This is a genomic window from Legionella spiritensis (assembly GCF_900186965.1).
GTDB lineage: Bacteria > Pseudomonadota > Gammaproteobacteria > Legionellales > Legionellaceae > Legionella_C > Legionella_C spiritensis.
Window position 1 is genome coordinate 798,253 of the sequence record NZ_LT906457.1, and the last position, 17,009, is coordinate 815,261.

The following is a 17,009-nucleotide window of genomic DNA, read 5'->3' on the forward strand; positions in this document are numbered from 1 at the left end:
TTTGCTTTTTTTAATCCTGCCAAAATTGAATCAGTGTAGTGGTCGTCCTGCGGTAACCAGGCAATTATTCAACGCTTCAGGAGGAATTGGCGGTTTTATTGCATTGGCTATTGGCAATCCGGTAGGCATTACCCCCTGATTTTTTAGCGTCATACATGGCCATATCTGCTCTGGCGATTAGTTCATCGTCTGATTGCGCCTGAACAGGAAAAGTGGCCAGACCAATACTTATTTTGCAATCAATAGTGACGCTGTTGATTGCAAAGGACTTATTGAACTCCCGCAAAATCCGTCGGGCAATGGTTTCCGGTGTTTTATCGTTGGCGGAGTGTTTCAGGATAGCGGTAAATTCGTCGCCCCCAAGGCGCGCCAGAAAATCGTCTTCCCGGAAACAGGTTTGCAGGCGTTTGCCTGTTTGCATGAGCAGCCCGTCGCCGATCTCATGACCAAAGTGATCATTGACGCGTTTAAAGCCGTCCAAATCCATAAAAAAAATGGTGAGGTACTGATGGGGTTTGGCGTTACTTATCATATATTCCGCCGTAGTCAGGAAATAGGACCGATTGGGTAAATTGGTTAAATGGTCGTATCGTGCCAGATAGTGAAATTTCTCTTTGTCTGCTTTAAGCAGGTAGTTTTGTTCATACAGCAATTGTTCGTAATGGACGTTTTCTTTTAATAAACTGTATAAAAGTGTGCAGGTAATAAGCAATGAAAACAAGTAGTTCAGAAAATCCAGTTTGATAATTTCGGAGGATGGTAACCAGGAAACAGGCTCCGCACTGTGGAAAAACAGGAATACAATAATCCCTAACGTGATAGCGGAATAAGTAATCAAACCAACCCCGCTGACGACGACGGCGGCTAAAATGGGAATCACATTAAACCAGACAAAATAGGAACTGCTGACCCCGGCCATTAATAAATTGCCTGCTGCCGTGGTCATGATGAGGTTTATGGTAATCAAATGGCCACAAAGTGTTGTGTTGCGGGTGCGATGCAGTAACAGCAAAATGCAGAAACTCAATAAATTGGCAACGGCTACCAAAAAAACGATATCCCATATTCGATAGATGAAATACACATAAATTATTAAAAAGCCAAGTATAATCAATTCAATAGTGACCGTTTTTATCATACGGTATTGGCGTTGATGGTTTATCAGGCTATCGGATTCACTATACGGCTTTTTCTTGAACAAGTTTGCCAAACTCATGACGTTCCTTTTAGCAAGCATGGTACAAGCAAGGCTTGCCTGAGTTTTCTCATACACGAATTATAGATTATTAATCACACTAAATGTATAAATAGTCTACAATCTTGTTATGCGTAATATTTTTTGATGTCGAGGGTCAGGAGTGTGTTAATGAAACAACAAACATTCTGGATTGTTGGTAATAATTTACCTGATTTAGCGTCATCTGCTAACTGCAAGCATGTTGATTCAATAAAAAAACTACCCAAACAAGGTGTTTTCGCAATCATTATTTCCAGGACGAAAGAGCATGATTATCTCAAGGATCTTGCCGAACTTCGAGCCATCAAGGAATATCGTTATACGCCGGTGTTTTACGAAGGAACATTGCGGGAAGACTGGTGTGAATTGTTTGACGGCGCAGTGAATGAAGATTCTGTGGACAACGCGGAACGAATACATCAGCAACTTGGCATGGTTACCGAAGCGAATCGCTGTGGTGATAGTAAGGAAATCATTCTTCTGATTTACTTGTTCAGTCGGCCTGACTTCAAAATAAAGGGTAGAGTCAATTATCATGCCACCCATATTTTTGAATACCCTTTGTTAACGTTGTTGTTTCCCAGGGAATCCGATTTTGACGGATGGCGTTTCCTGCAGGATTTGGTCATGCCTGACTTGTTGACGCCCGGTCCGTTACTGGATGAGATCCAGACCTGCAGCGCCTGTGATTCCGGATTGCTGAATATAAAAAACAGTTGCCCCAGTTGCCATTCCATCAATATAAAGCCTCAAAAATTTGTGCATTGTTACACCTGCGGCAAAATAGGTCCGGTGCCTGAATTTTTAAGACAGGAGCGTCTGGTGTGCAGTCGATGTAACACCCGTTTAAGAACGCTCGGGGTTGATTATGACAAGCCCATGGAAGACAAGCTTTGTAATGATTGCGGACATTATTTTGCCGAGCCGGAAGTCAACCTGGTTTGCCTGGTTTGTCATCGTACCTCATCCAGCAGGGATTTGACGTCGCGGCGACTGTACGAATACACCTTGTCACGCCGTGGTGAATATTTGGTCAGAGGCATAGAAAAAGGCATTTACCGCAATTTCAGCCATTTTTTCAGAGTGATTGATTATGCGGCGTTTATGTCTATTGTAGCCTGGCAGGCAAAGCTGGCCGAACGGTATCCTTCCCTTTATTTCAGTGTGATGACCTTGCAGATAACCAATGCGGATCAACTCCTGAATGAATTGGGTCTGGTGGATACTGAAAAATTGCTTGGTAAATTATTTACCAACTTGAGGAAGGTCTTTCGGGAAAGCGATTTATCGTCCAGAAACGAGGGCACGATGCTGTTTTTCCTGCCTATGGCTGATGAGGAAGGTTGTACTATTCTAGTGGATCGCATCAAGCTTTTTGTAAATCAGCTCGCTGCCAATAACAGCAATAAAGGATTGGCTGTCGGATTGAGTTATATCACCTCGACTGAAATGATCAACGCGCAACTGGAAGGCGAACTGGTTATTTCGGAGCTGCATGCCCGTATTATTGAAAGTAATGTGTGTCTTGTTGGTTGCAAATAAATCAGGCAATTAATAATTTATTAAGGAAAATCAGTTATTATTTTGCCATATTTTTATGGCAGGTTAATGTATGGGACGTCACGAACAAAAAAATCCAACCGGTAGCTATCTTGGTTTTACCGTTCATCATCAAAAATACAACGCGTCCCTGTTTCCGGAGAAACTCCTGATACAACAGGTTGCGCAGGGTGGTCGTAGCGGTGATTGTTATCTGTTATCCGTTATCAACGCCATTCTGGCACAGCCCGAGGGCGAGGCGTTTATTCGCCGGCATATGATTGAAAAGGACGGGAAAATTCATGTGTTGCTCTTTCATCAGGATGAACCGCAATGGGTTGTTCTTGATAAAGCCTTGCCTACGTCCTGGGGCATATTAAGCAGTGGCGCGGCCTGGGTGCGTTTTCTTGAAAAAGCGTATGTGGCTTTCAAGACCGGGAATTACAACAAAACGCTGAAAAGCGGCGACAGCCGTGAGGCATTAAAAACGTTGCTGGGAGGGTCGTCTGATTATATTGCGACTTCGGCGCAGTCACGCTCACCATTGCACAGTTTGTATAAAAAAAGTATCGATGGTTGTAGCGGAACGGATATCTACGCCCTGGTTTTTTTATTGCGTCCCAATGATCGTAAAGCCAGTGTCGGCAATATGGTAGAGCATATTTTTAAAGGCGATAAACAATTGCTGCAACAGTGGTGGGCATGGGTAGCCAAGGACAGGCAAGGATGGGAAAAACTGCTCTCGGCTAATCCGGTTTTGCTTGAGGAAACGTTTGTAAACCATTTGAAAAAGAAAGAGGAAAGCGGCCAACCCAGTGATTACCCTCATGAAGCCGCCGCTGCCGTATGCGATTGGTTACGGGAACAGGCCATCCTTCCTTCTGCCAAGCGTTACAGCAATGATGAGCTGGAGTTGTTTTCCAATTTGCAAGAGGCGTTTCAAAACCAGCAGCCGATAGTAGCCAGTCCCAAAGAGACCCCGCCTTCCGGTATTACTATTCAGCATACCTATGCCATCACGGGATTCCGGGAAAGTGAAGTAACGCATAGAAAATTCGTTGTATTACGCAATCCGCACCATGAAAACCGCTCCTGGTTGTCGCATTTGTTTTTGTCCGGCGGCAGGCAGGCCAGTGAAATCGTTGATCCCTTAACCGGACAGGTAAAATTCACGATCAGTGCCACGAAAAACGCCACGTTTGAAATGGAATTACGTGATTTCTCCCATGCGTTTGCGCACATCGATGCTGGTACTGCCCTGGACAAAGTGAAGTTTGTCCAGGAAATGGACGAGGAAGAATCACCAACACCGGTTAACAAATTGTAAACAGCGCGGGGCAGCCCCCGCGTTGCATGCGGGTTACAGGATTTTTTGTTGGTCACACATTAAAACGAAAATGCATGACGTCGCCGTCGCGCACAATATAGTCTTTGCCTTCCAGACGGAGTTTGCCCGCCTCTTTGGCGCCCTGTTCGCCGCGGTAAGTGATGAAATCCTCATACGCGATGACTTCCGCACGAATGAAGCCTTTTTCAAAATCGGTATGAATGACGCCTGCGGCCTGTGGTGCGGTGGCACCTTGAGGAATGGTCCAGGCGCGGACTTCCTTAACGCCGGCGGTGAAATAGGTTTGCAGGCCGAGAAGCTCGTAACCGGTTCGGATCACCCGATTCAGGCCCGGTTCATTAAGCCCCAGACTGTCCATGAATTCCTGGCGATCCTCGTCATCCAGCTCCATCAATTCCGCCTCTGTGGCGGCGCATAAAGCCACTACCCGGGCATTTTCCCGAGCGGCCAGTTGTTTGACCTGATCAAGCAAGGGGTTGTTGTCGTAGCCGTCGTCATTCACATTGGCAATGTACAAGACCGGTTTGCCGGTGAGTAAAAACAGGCGGCGCAGCACAGGCGCTTCCTCGCCGGTTAACTCCAACGTACGGATGGGCTGGCCGGCGTCCAGATGCGCCTTGGCTTTTTCCAGCGTCTGTTTCTCAAACAAGGCGTCCTTGTTCCCGCTTTTGCTGAGCTTGACGACTTTGTTTAACGCTTTTTCAACCGTTTCCATATCCGCCAGCGCCAGTTCCGTATTAATGACTTCGATATCATCAAGCGGGTGGACGCGCCCTTCCACATGAACCACGTCGGTATTTTCAAAGCAGCGAACGACGTGGGCAATGGCGTCGGTTTCCCGGATATTGGCTAAAAATTGATTACCCAGTCCCTCGCCTTTGGCGGCGCCCTTAACCAGACCGGCAATATCGACAAACTGCATGGTGGTCGGAAGCACTTGCTGTGGTTTCACTATATCCGCCAGAGCATCCAGACGAGGATCCGGAACGGTGACAATACCGATATTGGGTTCGATGGTGCAAAACGGGTAGTTCGCCGCGTCAATGCCGGCTTTGGTTAAGGCGTTAAACAAGGTTGATTTGCCGACATTGGGTAAACCAACGATTCCACATTTAAATCCCATGATATTCCTCGTAAAATTATCAATCAGGGCATAAGCGGTGATCGTCGGGATGATCCCTAACGGTTCACAATGCTCATGGCCGCGGCAATATTGCCTTCAACTACCACAGGCATGGTTGCCAGGGTTCGTTCTATCGCGTCGAATATTAAACGCCTGTCCTCAAGACTCGGTTTACCCAATACGTAGTTGAGAACCATGTCTTTATGGCCGGGGTGCCCGATCCCAATACGCAGCCGGTGAAACTCACCGGTACCCAGTTGTGCCGTGATATCCCGCAAACCATTATGGCCGCCGTGGCCTCCGGCTGTTTTGAGTTTAATACGGCCGGCCGGCAGATCCAGTTCATCGTGCACCACCAGAATTTCATCAGGCTTGATGCGGTAGAACTGACAAACCTCTCGCGTGGGTTGTCCGCTGTGGTTCATAAACGTCAGGGGCAGCATGGCTTTGCAGGGATGCTGGTTTATTTCGACATTCGCCAGTTCGCAGTGTAGTTTTTTTTCGGCTTTGAAAACCGCGTTGCGGCGTTGGGCCAACGCTTCAACAAACCAGCCCCCGGCATTATGTCGCGTGTGTTCGTAAGCCGAACCGGGATTACGCAGCCCGATAATGAGTTTTATTGCCATGGATTGCTCAATCAGTCTGGTGATAACACGACAACAGGATTTGTCGTTGCCTGTCATTAAATAAAATAAGGCGGGTAACCCCGCCTTATGGACGTTTCAGGAGCATTACTCCGATTTGTTGTCCTGCTCGTCTGAAGAGGCTTCAGGCGCTTTTTCCTCAGCCGGGGCTGCGGTCGTTTCCTCTTCCACCGCGGCGGCTTTGGGCGCGTGGATGCTGACTACCGGCAGGTTATGGCTGCCGTCGGTTAAATCGACGGTAAGCTCAACGCCTTTTGGCAGTTTCAGATCAGACAGGTGAACCACATCGTCCATGGCAATGTCGGCCATATCCACTTCAATGAATTCCGGCAGATTTTTAGCCTGGCAGCGAATTTCAACCTGGGTCATCGTGTGGGTGACGATGCCGCCTGCCTTCGCGCCCTTGCAGACTTGTTCATTAATGAAATGAATCGGAACGTTCTTGATTAAAACGTCCTTGCCGGCGACACGTTGCAGATCCATATGTAAAATAACGGGTTTGTAGGGGTGGCGCTGCAAATCTTTTAAAATAACGTGCTCGGTTTTGCCGTCCACAACCAGATCAAACACACTGGAGAAGATGCTTTCGCTTTCCAGTGCCTTGAGTACTTTATTATGCAGTAAATGAATGGGCTTGGGTTTTTTATCGCCGCCATATAAAATGCCGGGGACTTTATTTTCGAGACGACGCAGGCGGCGGCTCGCACCTTTTCCGATATCGGCTCTTGATTCCGCTTCCAAAACAATAGTTGACATGGGTAAACTCCAAAAAATATGAAAATCCATCGCTGTCCGGCCTGTTTAACCCGCGACCAGGGTAAACGCTTCTCAACAGGATAGGGCGAGGAAGTATACAATATTTTAAATTCAACTTGAAGTCATCGTCGTAATTTCATAGAATATGCCACTTTGTTGAATTTGTGTAAGCCAGTCAGGTTAGTTGGAGAATAGCTATGCATGCGGTAATTAAAACGGGCGGTAAGCAATACCGCGTCAAAGAAGGCGATGTGTTAAAAATTGAATTGCTGCCTGATGAAGTTGGCAATGAAGTCACTTTTTCCGAAGTGTTGATGCTGACGGAAGGGGACAAGACGACCTGTGGAACGCCTTTGATCAAAAAAGCGGTGGTCAAGGCAGAGGTTCTTGAACACGCCCGTCACAAGAAAGTTAAAATCATCAAGTTTCGTCGTCGTAAGCACCATATGAAACAAATGGGCCATCGACAATATTATACGCAAGTTAAAATTACTGCGATTAGTAAGTAAGAGAGGAAAACAATGGCTCATAAGAAAGCAGGCGGTAGTACACGTAACGGCCGCGATTCGAATCCCAAGTACCTTGGCGTCAAGCGTTTTGGAGGCCAGAAGGTCAATGCCGGTGAAATTCTTGTTCGTCAACGCGGTACGCGTTTTCACGCGGGTGAAGGCGTTGGTTGCGGACGCGATCATACCTTGTACGCACTCATGACCGGTCGGGTTGAATTTATCATGCGCGGCGCTAAAAATCGTAAATTCGTCAAGATTGTCGCCGTTGAAGAGTAAGATATCTTATCTGATGATTACTGGCCCCGCTCATCGGGGCTTTTTTTTAAGTCCAAGAGAAGTTGTAATTCATGAAATTCGTTGACGAAGCCCTCATAAAAGTCGAGGCGGGCAATGGCGGCCATGGCTGCCTGAGCTTCCGGCGTGAGAAATTTGTGCCCAAAGGCGGCCCGGACGGCGGTGATGGCGGTGACGGCGGCAGCGTGTTTCTTGAAGCGACCTCCGACTTGAACACCCTCATAGATTTTCGCTACCAGCGCAAATACAAGGCACCAAATGGCCAGTGCGGAATGGGCGCCAATTGTACCGGCCGCAAGGGCGATGATTTGGTCATTATGGTTCCGGTGGGCACCATGGTCTACGATGTCGACAGCAACGAATTGCTGGGCGATATCCGTCATCATGGCGAACGGTTGTTGATAGCGCAAGGCGGCTTTCACGGGTTGGGCAACACGCGTTTTAAAAGCAGCGTGAACAGGGCGCCGCGACAAACCACCCAGGGCAGTCCGGGCGAATCCCGTCATTTGCGCCTCGAGTTACGGGTTTTAGCTGATGTCGGTCTGCTTGGCCTGCCTAACGCCGGCAAATCCACCTTGATCCGCGCCGTATCCGGCGCCAGACCCAAAGTAGCCGATTATCCCTTTACGACCTTGCATCCCGGTCTTGGTGTCGTGAGCGTGGGAACGCATAAAAGTTTTGTGATGGCCGATATTCCGGGGCTTATCGAAGGGGCGGCGGAAGGCGCCGGACTGGGTCATCGTTTCCTGAAACATTTATCGCGTACCTGTATTTTGCTTCATGTGATCGATATCGCCCCGGTTGACGGCAGTGATCCGGTGGCATCGGCCAAAGGGATTATCCAGGAACTGGCCGAATACGATCCCGAGTTGGTCAACAAGCCCCGCTGGCTGGTGTTGAATAAAATCGACATGCTGCCGGGTGAGGAAGCAAGACAGGCTGCTATACAAGGCATTATTGACGGCTTGCAATGGCAAGGGAAGGTCTTCGCGATTTCCGCGTTCACCGGTGAGGGAACCCAGCCGTTATGCTACGCCCTCATGCAATTGATCGATGAGATGAAGCAGTCTGAAGCATAGCCATTCCGCGGCCAGATGAATGACCAGCGCGCTGCGGTAAGGCAGCTCATGGGATTCCTCGCCGGTTTTATGGCCGTACCGGTAGTTTATCGTGATGGCGGTTGTCGTTTGCTCCGTATTCTGCGTCCAGTATTCAACAAGCCCGTTTAACTCAAAATGCAAACGTTCCGGGACTGGTTGGTCGGTGAAGCGCAGCAGATGGTAATTGGCCGGTTTCTGTAACAGGCATTGCAAATGACCGCCGGTGACGTTGTCCTGTACCGACAGTGTCAGGCCTAGTTCCGTTATCCTGTCCGCTAACAGATCGGAGGCCTTTTTTTCCGGGCCGGCAATGATATGAGGCGCGACAAGGGGTTCGACGATCTGCTGCACGACATCAACCAGATGATGATGGCAGCGGACCTTGCACTCGACATAAGGTGTTTCCAGACGGTAACCCGTTTCGCAGTCGACCCCGGCCAGGGCGTCATCAAGCTGTTGCGCGATCTCGCTTTCCGCCATCCCGAACACGCGCCACTTTAAAACCCGCCGATCAGTGTGGCGGGCTGTTTCCAGCAAGGGCAGCACATACTGATGCAGCATGGGAAGGCATTCCCGCGGCGGGCCGGGAAGGAGGATGTAGCGCTTGTCCTGCCGGACGTAATAACAGCCCATGGCCGTGCCATTGGGGTTGGGAAGCAGCAGGGCGTCCGGAGGAAACAAGGCTTGCTGCTGATTGCCGGGCGACATACTGAGTTTGCGGTATCGTTGCAGGCGCGTTTGAATATGCGCCAGTGCCTCGGGAAAACTCACCAGGGAAATCTTAAGAAACCGGGCCAGGGCGAAACGTGTCCTGTCATCGGACGTCGGCCCAAGTCCGCCGGTGATGACAATAATGTCATGATCCCGGGCAAGAAACTCAAGGCAGAGGCGAATGTCGTCTTCCTTGTCGCCGCAAGTGACATGCAAACCCGGGGTTAACCCTTCCGAATGTAAGGTATGAGCAATCTGGCAACTGTTGCTGTTGAGCGTATCGCCGTCCACAATTTCATCGCCGGTGGCAAGAATTCCTACGGTCATGACGGATATCCAGTGGTATGAACCCGAGGTATGAAGAATGTACCGAGTATTGAATAACGAAGCCCCGGCGTCAATAGAAAACAAACATTTGCAAAAATCACGGGTTACAGGCAGGATTTATCGGGTTACCCATGGGCAACCCGATAAAAAAAGGAATCAATGACGCGTTTACCCACAGCGGGTGCCGCTGAATTGCAGTTCTTTTTTATGGAAATGGTTGATGTTGCCTATGATGCCAAAAATTATTTTTCGATAATGACTATTTGCAAGATATTTTTTACTATGTAATAAAATTTTTTACGGTCAAATTAATGAAAAAAAATTTTGATATTATTGTTTTATTTGCTTTGCTGGCTATCTCGTGTTCTTTATATACGTCTGAACCTAAATCTTTTTCAAAATCTAAAAAGATAGCGGGGGCGTTGTTTATCAATCATCGTTTTACTCTATATTGTCAGTGTCGATACGATAAAAATAATAAAATTGATCTAAGTAGTTGTGGTATGCAATCAGCATCAAACAAAAAGCGTGCGCATCGTATTGAATGGGAGCACATGATGCCTGCTGAAAATTTCGGTCGTCAGTATCGCTGCTGGCGGGAGTCATTATGCAAAGACAGTAAAGGCAGGGCGTATAAAGGACGTAAATGTTGCTCCAAAATAGACAAGGCTTTTCGGAAAGCTGAAGCTGAACTTTATAATTTATGGCCGGCAAGTGGTTTAATCAATCAGATACGCAGCAATTACCGGTATTCGTCGATTCCTGAGAAAAGGCAGACTTACGGCTGTAATTTTTATGCTGATAAGGTATTGAGAAAAGCCGAGCCGCCTGATTCTGCAAAAGGTATAGTGGCCAGGGCTAATTTATTCATGGCCGATAAATATGGTATACGTTTAAGCAGGCAGCAAAAACAATTGTTTAACGCCTGGAACAGAGATTTTCCGGTGACTGAATTTGAGAGGACATGGTCACTTCGGGTGGCTAGGGTTGAAGGGTATGAAAACCCTTATATTCGATGAATATGGATGATGACTGACGGTTTAATCTCTTAGCTTACAGCTTGAAAAGGTTAAGAGGATTATCCGGAAACAGGTAGGCGCATAGTTTATCTGTAGTAGTTCAAATTTGGCATGATAGTCCCTTCCTTGAAATTCATCTATAAATTTCAAGATATAGTTAATTCTGCTTTTAAAATCTGGAATATTTTTGTCTTCTCTCTCCAAAGACGAAGAGAGGCGATTCATTTATAACCCCTACCTATTACAACATCATTCCCATATCATTTGTGATAGATAACTTACCATATACATCACAAACATGATGTTGTTGGGAAAAATCCAATGAAGTTGACCTTGTATTGTCTTGATTGTAAATATGAAAAAAACTCGATGTTTACGATAGATAAGATTTTGAATATTACAAAAATAAAAATAAAAATAAAAATAAAAATGAAAAGGTATATACTAAATCAGACGAGCGAATAAATTTCCCTGCGTACAATTTATTCGCTCATTTTGAACGTTAGGCATGCAACTAACTTAAGGAGTGATATCATCGAATCTATAGCAGATGGAGCACTGGCTTTACTTAAAGACACAGTAAAAATACTTTCAAGTTTTCCTAAATATGAGTATATAGTAATTGGCGGCTGGTGCGCCGTATTAAGGAATACTACAAGGATAAATCACCCAGGAACACTAGATGTTGATATATTGTTCAAGGAGTCATCCAAGTCAGGGTATTTAAAAAATGTGATTAAGTCCTTTATTGATAAAGGCTTTATGCCTTCTGCTAAACATTCCTTTCAACTTCTAAGGCCGCAAATAATAAATGGCATGCGTTATATCTATAATATAGATATTCTTCACCCTTACATGACTGAAAATCCAGACGAAATTGGGAAATTTGTGGATCATTTGGAGCTAGATGTACCTTTAAATAACTCTGAAAAAGTACTAAAAAAAATGAAGTCTATAGTCCTACCGAATTCTGAAATATTATTCAGAGAAAGTCTTTTTGATGAATGCCAGAAACTTGGGGAGGTTTTTAAATTGGTGTCTTTTTTGGGTATGTTTATTACAAAAATGGATAGTTGCCGAAATCCAAAGAGAGAAAGGGATTCTTTTGATATTTACTTGGCATTTTTAAGCGATGGAATTGATGTAAATAAAATAGAAACTATGGCAGAAGGAGATAGTCGCATCAAGGATTCATTGGAAAATTTCAAAACACATTTAAATGAGGATAGTGAGACTTTCGATAAAAATGTACGATATTTTTGCAACTCCATTGAAGACTCACCTGCCAATTTCATATTAAACAAGCTAAATGGTTAACAAACCCGCAGTCCTAATTTGTGTGATTCATAGAGATCCTTTCAATTTTTTCATGATCAAATCTGTATGATAATTGGCTATTTGGATGCGTTCATTGTCGATTTTATAGTTATTACCAACTTCTTCACTTAGAGGGGTTATTTCACTTAATTCAGCGACAATAGCCGAGGGAGGTTGTCCTTTTAGTGAGCCATGAGGTCGTTGCCAGTTATAGAAAAATTGCCATTGCGCTAGCTCCTCTCTAAGTTTTTCAAAATCAGATAAATCTGCAATAGCATAAAATTCTTCAAGATCCGTTTTTTGCGATCGCTCTACTTTGCCGTTTAAATGGGGGGAAGCTGGCTTATTGGGCCTAAATTTAATACCTAATTCCATCAATTTTAGCTGAACTTTCTCGGCAAAAAATTCTAATCCTCTATCCGTTTGAATACGCTGGATTGGAAAAGGGAATTGCTCAAGAACCAAGTCTAAAAATTGTAGTGTATTAGTTGCTGTACGCCGTTTGTAAATCTCTAATACGCGCCAGCGAGAGCAATCATCAACAGCAGTATATTGATAAATTCCTGGTGCTATTTTACAGGTATCCATTTGGATACGGTCGCCAGGAATAGGACGACTATAACGCTTAAATTTCTTTTTCCGCTTAAGTTTTTTTATTGGTTGTATCTGGTTGTTAGTTAACGCTTTATGGATGCTAGCTAAAGAAAGCGGACAATTGTGTAACCTAATCAATTCAGTTTGAATACGCCTCGCACCCAGATTACGACTGAGACGCAGCTCAAGAATTAGCTTAATCAGTTCTGAGTTTAATTTTTTATTTGGTGACAAATGAGGCTTTTTGCTTTGATCACTTAATCCATCAATACCAGCTTCTAAATAACGCCTGTACCATTTCCTCAGTGTAGGACGAGAAATACCGCATTTACGACAAACATACCCTGCATCTTTAGTTTCAAGATATAGATTTACCCAAGTTAACCTGGCTTTAATTTGCTGTTTCATAAGGCGGGTAAATCTATCAGTTAATTGAAACGATGTCTATGAATCACACACCTAATTATTCTTGCTGATTCTATTAAAAATCTTCCTTAATTTTATTTTTAGCCATTTACAAAGGTCTTAGTTTTACAGACTCAAGTGACTCATACTTGGATACTACTTCTGACCTTGGGAACTTGCCTTTTTGATCCAAAGATATTGACCCCCTGATTTATATCTTTCTTTGATATTTCCTTTTATAACCTCATAATACTCATATCCAGAATGTCGAACATCAGCCCATCTAAATGTTGCTCCATCTTGTCTTTCTTTTTGAATATCAGAATCTTCATCAGCCCATTTCAGTTGAACAGGAACTTCTTCTATAATCGAATTATTAATTGGAACAATTTTATACCCCAGCTTATTTAACAGCCAGTTAAGTAATCGTAATATCAAACCAACACTAGATGCCTCCAAGCTAATTCTCCTAATCAAAAATCTCTTTTAGATATATTATAGACGTTGGGTTTTCCTGGAGCGCAGACACCATCCATATCCGAATCCTATTGCTCCCCTTTGTTACCGCATACAGGGCTTTATTAGATATATTCAAAACATTTTGTAAAAAGGCTATGATAGCGAAGAAGTACGAGATGTTATTCGCAAGAAACTATCTATTCCTGTCATTCCAAGGAAATCTAATCCTATATCATGAATTACTCGATAAATGATAAGCAATCTAAGCAAAAATCACCCCAATCTTGGCTTGATACCACATTATTTGAACAGCTTTTGTTTTTTGTGCAAATATGATTCTCCACATAAAATTTATTTTGGCAAATTGGGCAAAACAGTATCTTATTGGATTCTTTCGGGCTATTTAAAAAATACGCTAAATCACATTTATCAATTATAGTATATGCACATTTATTGTAATGGGTACATTCTGGACAGGCAAAAAACTTATTTGTTTTAATATCTAATAATTTCTTGATATTATTAATTTTTAAATATTTCTTAAAAAGAAAGAAATACCTCCAAAGTAATATAGTGTTTGACCCTGAATGTTCTTCATAAGGTATATAAGGACGAATTTCATTTAACCACGAATTCCCCCAAAAATTGTCAAGATAAATAAATATATAATTGCAAATTTCCTCGGGATTAAGGAATTCTGTGTGCACTCCATGAACTATTGAATTTCTTAGTTTGCGCAAAGAATTCATGTTTTGTAAAACAATATGGTTGATTTTTTTGTTCTTGGTCTCACTATAAATTTTCAATAATGAGTCAAAACCGTGTAAATGAAGTGAGTTAAAATCCCTATCTTTCCATAAATCAGGATGGGTGGAAATTATTAGATAAGGCGATTCATTGCAAACCTCTTTCTTTAAAAAATTTTCTATACTTTGAAATAACAAAATTAAAATTGCATATAGCTCCTCTTGATTATTATTTATATAATCATGAATGGCAGTTTCCTCGTTTTCTATTTCCATTTCTGGAATTATGTTTAAATATTCATCGAATAAATATAATTGATTTAAGCTATATAAAAAAAGACGAATACTTACTTTTTTAAACACAGTTTCATCTGGCAATCCCTTTATCATAAAGAACCTATAAATAATTTTTAGAACATAATGAGTATTATATTAGATAAATTAGTACACTCTTGCAAAGAAATTAAATAAGCAATGATTGCAATATTTGATCAATAATGTCTGACTACTATTTCTAAACTAACTCATTATTTTAGTTACTTATAGAAAAGTAAGATAGGTGAAGAAAACCCTTCCATTTTTAACCGATTTGGAATGTAATTATACCCCCTAATTTTCCAAGGCCTTCATAACCTTGTTAACATCTTCTGCAATAATTTTATTGATTTCTGAAGCTTGATCGGAATAACCAACCGATTCAACAACCAGGGTGGCGAGTTCTTCGTAAAAAGTGTCTCGTTCGCGATGTTGTTTTTCCAGCAAGCTCTTCATATCATCCACGGGAAGTGCTGGAACTCGTCCATTTTTCATACGGCCTAGCTGGGTTGGAATAGAGACTTTCAGGTAAACCACAAATTCAGGGGATAACAATTGTCGGCATTGTTCGCTTGATACGACACATTCTTCCAATAAAATGACAATATTTTCTTTTTTAATACAATGAGAAATGATATCGGCTTGACAGCGATTAAACGCGGCTTCTCCTTGCTCGCCCAGAATGTCTCGTGTCTGTCGGCCAATGTAACGTTCGATACTTGGATTGGCATCAACGACTTGCCATCCCAGTTTTTTAGCTAATGCTTCGGTAAATACAAACTTGCCGGCACCCATATGGCCGATGATGAAAATACGCTTTGCCATCGTTGCATATCCTTTGTGAGTTTCAGCAAGGAATTATATCATGTTAGCCTGGACTCGGTGCACTTATCTTTTATTGGCGGCAAATTGCGATGACTTTGAAGGAGGTTGGTGATGACTATGCAGGGTGGATGTTTGTGTGGTGCCGTACGCTTTCAGTTGAAGGGGACAGTGAACGGCTTTTATTTTTGCCATTGTTCACGCTGTCAGAAAAGTAGCGGCAGTGCGCACGCTAGCAATTTATTTGTGAGCAATGGCACGTTGGTTTGGGAGCAGGGTGAGAATGTTTGTGCTGATTACGAACATGAGGGAACACGTTTTAGCAAGCGTTTTTGCAAGCGCTGTGCGTGTCCTTTACCGCGAATTATTGATGATAAAAATAAGTTAATCCAGGTTCCGGCCGGTAGCCTGGATGGTGATCAATATTTTAAGCCGACGGCGCATATTTTTATGGAATCAAAAAAATGCTGGGAAGATGAATTATCCCAAACCCAGCGATTTCCTGGTTTACCGGAGTAATCAGGATGGACTAGGCGCAAGTACCCCAAAAACTCATGTCTGAGAAAGGTATCCAGGCGTCTATTCCAGGCTCTGTGAACCAACGTCATCGTGAACGGATAATATGGAACATATAAAAATATAATGAATTACGTTGAGTTTGTCCTATGAATAATAATCTGGCTCCAAGTGAGCAAGACATATTATCTGCTGTGAGTTCAATGACAGGAGAGCGGGTGTTATCTTTGACACGAATGGCAACTGGCGATCAAAACTTTGTATTTGCCATACATACTGCTGGTTCAGAGTATGTACTTCGTATGACAGATATCAGCCACAAACATAAATTTTACGCTGCTATGAAATGGCAGAAAATGTTACTTCCACTGGGAGTACCACTTGCTGAATTTATTAATTCAGATTTAGAGGCCAGGTATTCCCCTTTTCCAGCGTTATTGATGTTGCGCTTACCTGGGGATGATCTTATTAATGTCTATCCACAACTTACAGATCAAGACAAGAGGAATTTAGCTGATGAAATGATTAATATTCAAGCGCTATGCAATAGCTTACCAAAAGGGCCAGGTTATGGCATTCTGGATAGTTATGATGATCCTGCAATATATGGTTCGTGGTATGAGTTTCTGGTAAAAAGGTTGGAGTTTTGCAAAAAACAGATAACAAATACAGCGATTTTTAATCCAGCATTTGCTACACAGGTTTTAAATATAGCCAGAGATTTGAAAGATAAATTTAATACCATTCAACCAAAACCTTTTTTATGGGATGCCAGTGAACGTAACGTTTTGGTACATAATGGTAAGATTTCAGGTATTGTAGATGTTGATGAACTATGCTTTGGTGATCCATTATTAGTCATTGCATTGACAAGCACCTGTCTGGAACTGGATGGCTTTGATACTAAATATACGGATTACTGGGCATCGGAATTAGCACTTGATGAGTCTGCGCAGGCGAGGCTCAATTTTTATAGATTATTTTATGCTGTTGCATTTATGCGGAAACATGCAATGCAAACGGCAAACAGGAAAAAATTGATGCTTGATAAAGAGACATTATTGCGTATTTTTAATAATTCATTGCAGCGGATGAATTATTAAGCTTGTTGTTATCATGCCGTATTATTTATATATAGGGATGCTAAAAAGGGAGGGTTACCGAGGCAATTAACTGTATTAGTGTGATTACCGAGGGAAACTGTCGGATTAATTAGCACGCGACTTTA

At 43.3% G+C, this 17,009-nt stretch carries 18 protein-coding genes; 9 read left to right on the forward strand and 9 right to left on the reverse strand.

Annotated features, from left to right (window positions below; all coding sequences use genetic code 11):
* Positions 1-76 precede the first annotated feature (76 nt).
* Positions 77-1,216, reverse strand: coding sequence for a GGDEF domain-containing protein (locus tag CKW05_RS15530; RefSeq protein WP_231950689.1), 1,140 nt, complete (start codon positions 1,214-1,216; stop codon positions 77-79).
* A 150-nt stretch (positions 1,217-1,366) separates the two neighbouring features.
* Between CKW05_RS15530 and CKW05_RS03720 the strand changes: the two genes are divergently transcribed.
* Entirely contained in the window at positions 1,367-2,779 is a 1,413-nt protein-coding gene (locus tag CKW05_RS03720) for a TackOD1 domain-containing metal-binding protein (RefSeq protein WP_058484131.1), read from the forward strand.
* A 70-nt stretch (positions 2,780-2,849) separates the two neighbouring features.
* On the forward strand, positions 2,850-4,103 hold the full coding sequence (locus CKW05_RS03725; protein ID WP_058484130.1) for a C2 family cysteine protease: 1,254 nt from the start codon (positions 2,850-2,852) through the stop codon (positions 4,101-4,103).
* A gap of 52 nt (positions 4,104-4,155) precedes the next feature.
* Here the strand turns inward: CKW05_RS03725 and ychF are convergent, their stop codons facing one another.
* The 3 genes from ychF to CKW05_RS03740 form a co-directional block, all read right to left on the reverse strand.
* On the reverse strand, positions 4,156-5,247 hold the full coding sequence (gene ychF, locus CKW05_RS03730; RefSeq protein WP_058484129.1) for a redox-regulated ATPase YchF: 1,092 nt from the start codon (positions 5,245-5,247) through the stop codon (positions 4,156-4,158).
* 56 nt (positions 5,248-5,303) lie between these two features.
* Positions 5,304-5,873, reverse strand: coding sequence for an aminoacyl-tRNA hydrolase (gene pth, locus CKW05_RS03735; RefSeq protein ID WP_058484475.1), 570 nt, complete (start codon positions 5,871-5,873; stop codon positions 5,304-5,306).
* A gap of 105 nt (positions 5,874-5,978) precedes the next feature.
* A complete protein-coding gene (locus CKW05_RS03740; RefSeq protein WP_058484474.1) occupies positions 5,979-6,647 on the reverse strand; it encodes a 50S ribosomal protein L25/general stress protein Ctc in 669 nt (222 codons plus the stop codon).
* A 197-nt stretch (positions 6,648-6,844) separates the two neighbouring features.
* Between CKW05_RS03740 and rplU the strand changes: the two genes are divergently transcribed.
* From rplU to cgtA, 3 genes are all read left to right on the forward strand, one after another.
* Positions 6,845-7,156 (forward strand): 50S ribosomal protein L21, encoded by a 312-nt coding sequence (gene rplU, locus CKW05_RS03745; RefSeq protein ID WP_058484128.1) that lies wholly within the window; start codon positions 6,845-6,847, stop codon positions 7,154-7,156.
* Between the two features lie 12 nt (positions 7,157-7,168).
* Positions 7,169-7,432: a 50S ribosomal protein L27 gene (gene rpmA, locus CKW05_RS03750; protein ID WP_058484127.1), complete on the forward strand. Its 264-nt coding sequence runs from the start codon at positions 7,169-7,171 to the stop codon at positions 7,430-7,432.
* A gap of 71 nt (positions 7,433-7,503) precedes the next feature.
* Positions 7,504-8,529, forward strand: a complete 1,026-nt coding sequence (gene cgtA / locus CKW05_RS03755) for an Obg family GTPase CgtA (RefSeq protein ID WP_058484126.1) — start codon at positions 7,504-7,506, stop codon at positions 8,527-8,529.
* Here the strand turns inward: cgtA and CKW05_RS03760 are convergent.
* Positions 8,476-9,588 carry a competence/damage-inducible protein A gene (locus CKW05_RS03760; protein ID WP_058484125.1) on the reverse strand — a complete coding sequence of 371 codons (1,113 nt, stop codon included), beginning with the start codon at positions 9,586-9,588 and terminating at the stop codon, positions 8,476-8,478. The genes cgtA and CKW05_RS03760 overlap by 54 nt on opposite strands.
* 311 nt (positions 9,589-9,899) lie before the next feature.
* On the opposite strand from CKW05_RS03760, the gene CKW05_RS03765 reads away from it, so the two are divergent.
* Entirely contained in the window at positions 9,900-10,607 is a 708-nt protein-coding gene (locus CKW05_RS03765; protein WP_058484124.1) for an endonuclease, read from the forward strand.
* 495 nt (positions 10,608-11,102) lie between these two features.
* On the forward strand, positions 11,103-11,924 hold the full coding sequence (locus tag CKW05_RS03770; RefSeq protein ID WP_058484123.1) for a hypothetical protein: 822 nt from the start codon (positions 11,103-11,105) through the stop codon (positions 11,922-11,924).
* A 27-nt stretch (positions 11,925-11,951) separates the two neighbouring features.
* Here CKW05_RS03770 and CKW05_RS03775 read toward each other — a convergent pair whose 3' ends face one another.
* From CKW05_RS03775 to CKW05_RS03790, 4 genes are all read right to left on the reverse strand, one after another.
* A complete protein-coding gene (locus CKW05_RS03775) occupies positions 11,952-12,926 on the reverse strand; it encodes an IS481 family transposase (protein ID WP_058484122.1) in 975 nt (324 codons plus the stop codon).
* A gap of 153 nt (positions 12,927-13,079) precedes the next feature.
* Complete coding sequence (locus CKW05_RS03780) at positions 13,080-13,382, reverse strand: hypothetical protein (protein ID WP_133141192.1); 303 nt, start codon at positions 13,380-13,382, stop codon at positions 13,080-13,082.
* Positions 13,383-13,621: 239 nt separating this feature from the next.
* The gene (locus CKW05_RS03785; RefSeq protein WP_058484120.1) at positions 13,622-14,518 is read right to left on the reverse strand and encodes a hypothetical protein; all 897 of its coding nucleotides are present in this window, start codon (positions 14,516-14,518) and stop codon (positions 13,622-13,624) included.
* 219 nt (positions 14,519-14,737) lie between these two features.
* Positions 14,738-15,268 (reverse strand): shikimate kinase, encoded by a 531-nt coding sequence (locus tag CKW05_RS03790; RefSeq protein WP_058484119.1) that lies wholly within the window; start codon positions 15,266-15,268, stop codon positions 14,738-14,740.
* Positions 15,269-15,379: 111 nt separating this feature from the next.
* On the opposite strand from CKW05_RS03790, the gene CKW05_RS03795 reads away from it, so the two are divergent.
* Entirely contained in the window at positions 15,380-15,784 is a 405-nt protein-coding gene (locus tag CKW05_RS03795) for a GFA family protein (protein ID WP_058484118.1), read from the forward strand.
* 146 nt (positions 15,785-15,930) lie between these two features.
* The gene (locus CKW05_RS03800) at positions 15,931-16,884 is read left to right on the forward strand and encodes an aminoglycoside phosphotransferase family protein (protein ID WP_082642815.1); all 954 of its coding nucleotides are present in this window, start codon (positions 15,931-15,933) and stop codon (positions 16,882-16,884) included.
* Positions 16,885-17,009 lie beyond the last annotated feature (125 nt).

Excerpts from the sequence above, each read along its gene's own strand:
- CKW05_RS03760 (WP_058484125.1), bottom strand. The coding sequence starts at position 9,588 with ATGACCGTAGGAATTCTTGCCACCGGCGATGAAATTGTGGACGGCGAT.
- CKW05_RS03775 (WP_058484122.1), bottom strand. The coding sequence starts at position 12,926 with ATGAAACAGCAAATTAAAGCCAGGTTAACTTGGGTAAATCTATATCTT.
- CKW05_RS15530 (WP_231950689.1), bottom strand. The coding sequence starts at position 1,216 with ATGAGTTTGGCAAACTTGTTCAAGAAAAAGCCGTATAGTGAATCCGAT.
- CKW05_RS03795 (WP_058484118.1), top strand. The coding sequence starts at position 15,380 with ATGACTATGCAGGGTGGATGTTTGTGTGGTGCCGTACGCTTTCAGTTG.
- ychF (WP_058484129.1), bottom strand. The coding sequence starts at position 5,247 with ATGGGATTTAAATGTGGAATCGTTGGTTTACCCAATGTCGGCAAATCA.
- pth (WP_058484475.1), bottom strand. The coding sequence starts at position 5,873 with ATGGCAATAAAACTCATTATCGGGCTGCGTAATCCCGGTTCGGCTTAC.
- CKW05_RS03725 (WP_058484130.1), top strand. The coding sequence starts at position 2,850 with ATGGGACGTCACGAACAAAAAAATCCAACCGGTAGCTATCTTGGTTTT.
- CKW05_RS03785 (WP_058484120.1), bottom strand. The coding sequence starts at position 14,518 with ATGATAAAGGGATTGCCAGATGAAACTGTGTTTAAAAAAGTAAGTATT.
- CKW05_RS03740 (WP_058484474.1), bottom strand. The coding sequence starts at position 6,647 with ATGTCAACTATTGTTTTGGAAGCGGAATCAAGAGCCGATATCGGAAAA.
- CKW05_RS03765 (WP_058484124.1), top strand. The coding sequence starts at position 9,900 with ATGAAAAAAAATTTTGATATTATTGTTTTATTTGCTTTGCTGGCTATC.
- CKW05_RS03790 (WP_058484119.1), bottom strand. The coding sequence starts at position 15,268 with ATGGCAAAGCGTATTTTCATCATCGGCCATATGGGTGCCGGCAAGTTT.
- rplU (WP_058484128.1), top strand. The coding sequence starts at position 6,845 with ATGCATGCGGTAATTAAAACGGGCGGTAAGCAATACCGCGTCAAAGAA.
- CKW05_RS03800 (WP_082642815.1), top strand. The coding sequence starts at position 15,931 with ATGAATAATAATCTGGCTCCAAGTGAGCAAGACATATTATCTGCTGTG.
- rpmA (WP_058484127.1), top strand. The coding sequence starts at position 7,169 with ATGGCTCATAAGAAAGCAGGCGGTAGTACACGTAACGGCCGCGATTCG.
- cgtA (WP_058484126.1), top strand. The coding sequence starts at position 7,504 with ATGAAATTCGTTGACGAAGCCCTCATAAAAGTCGAGGCGGGCAATGGC.
- CKW05_RS03720 (WP_058484131.1), top strand. The coding sequence starts at position 1,367 with ATGAAACAACAAACATTCTGGATTGTTGGTAATAATTTACCTGATTTA.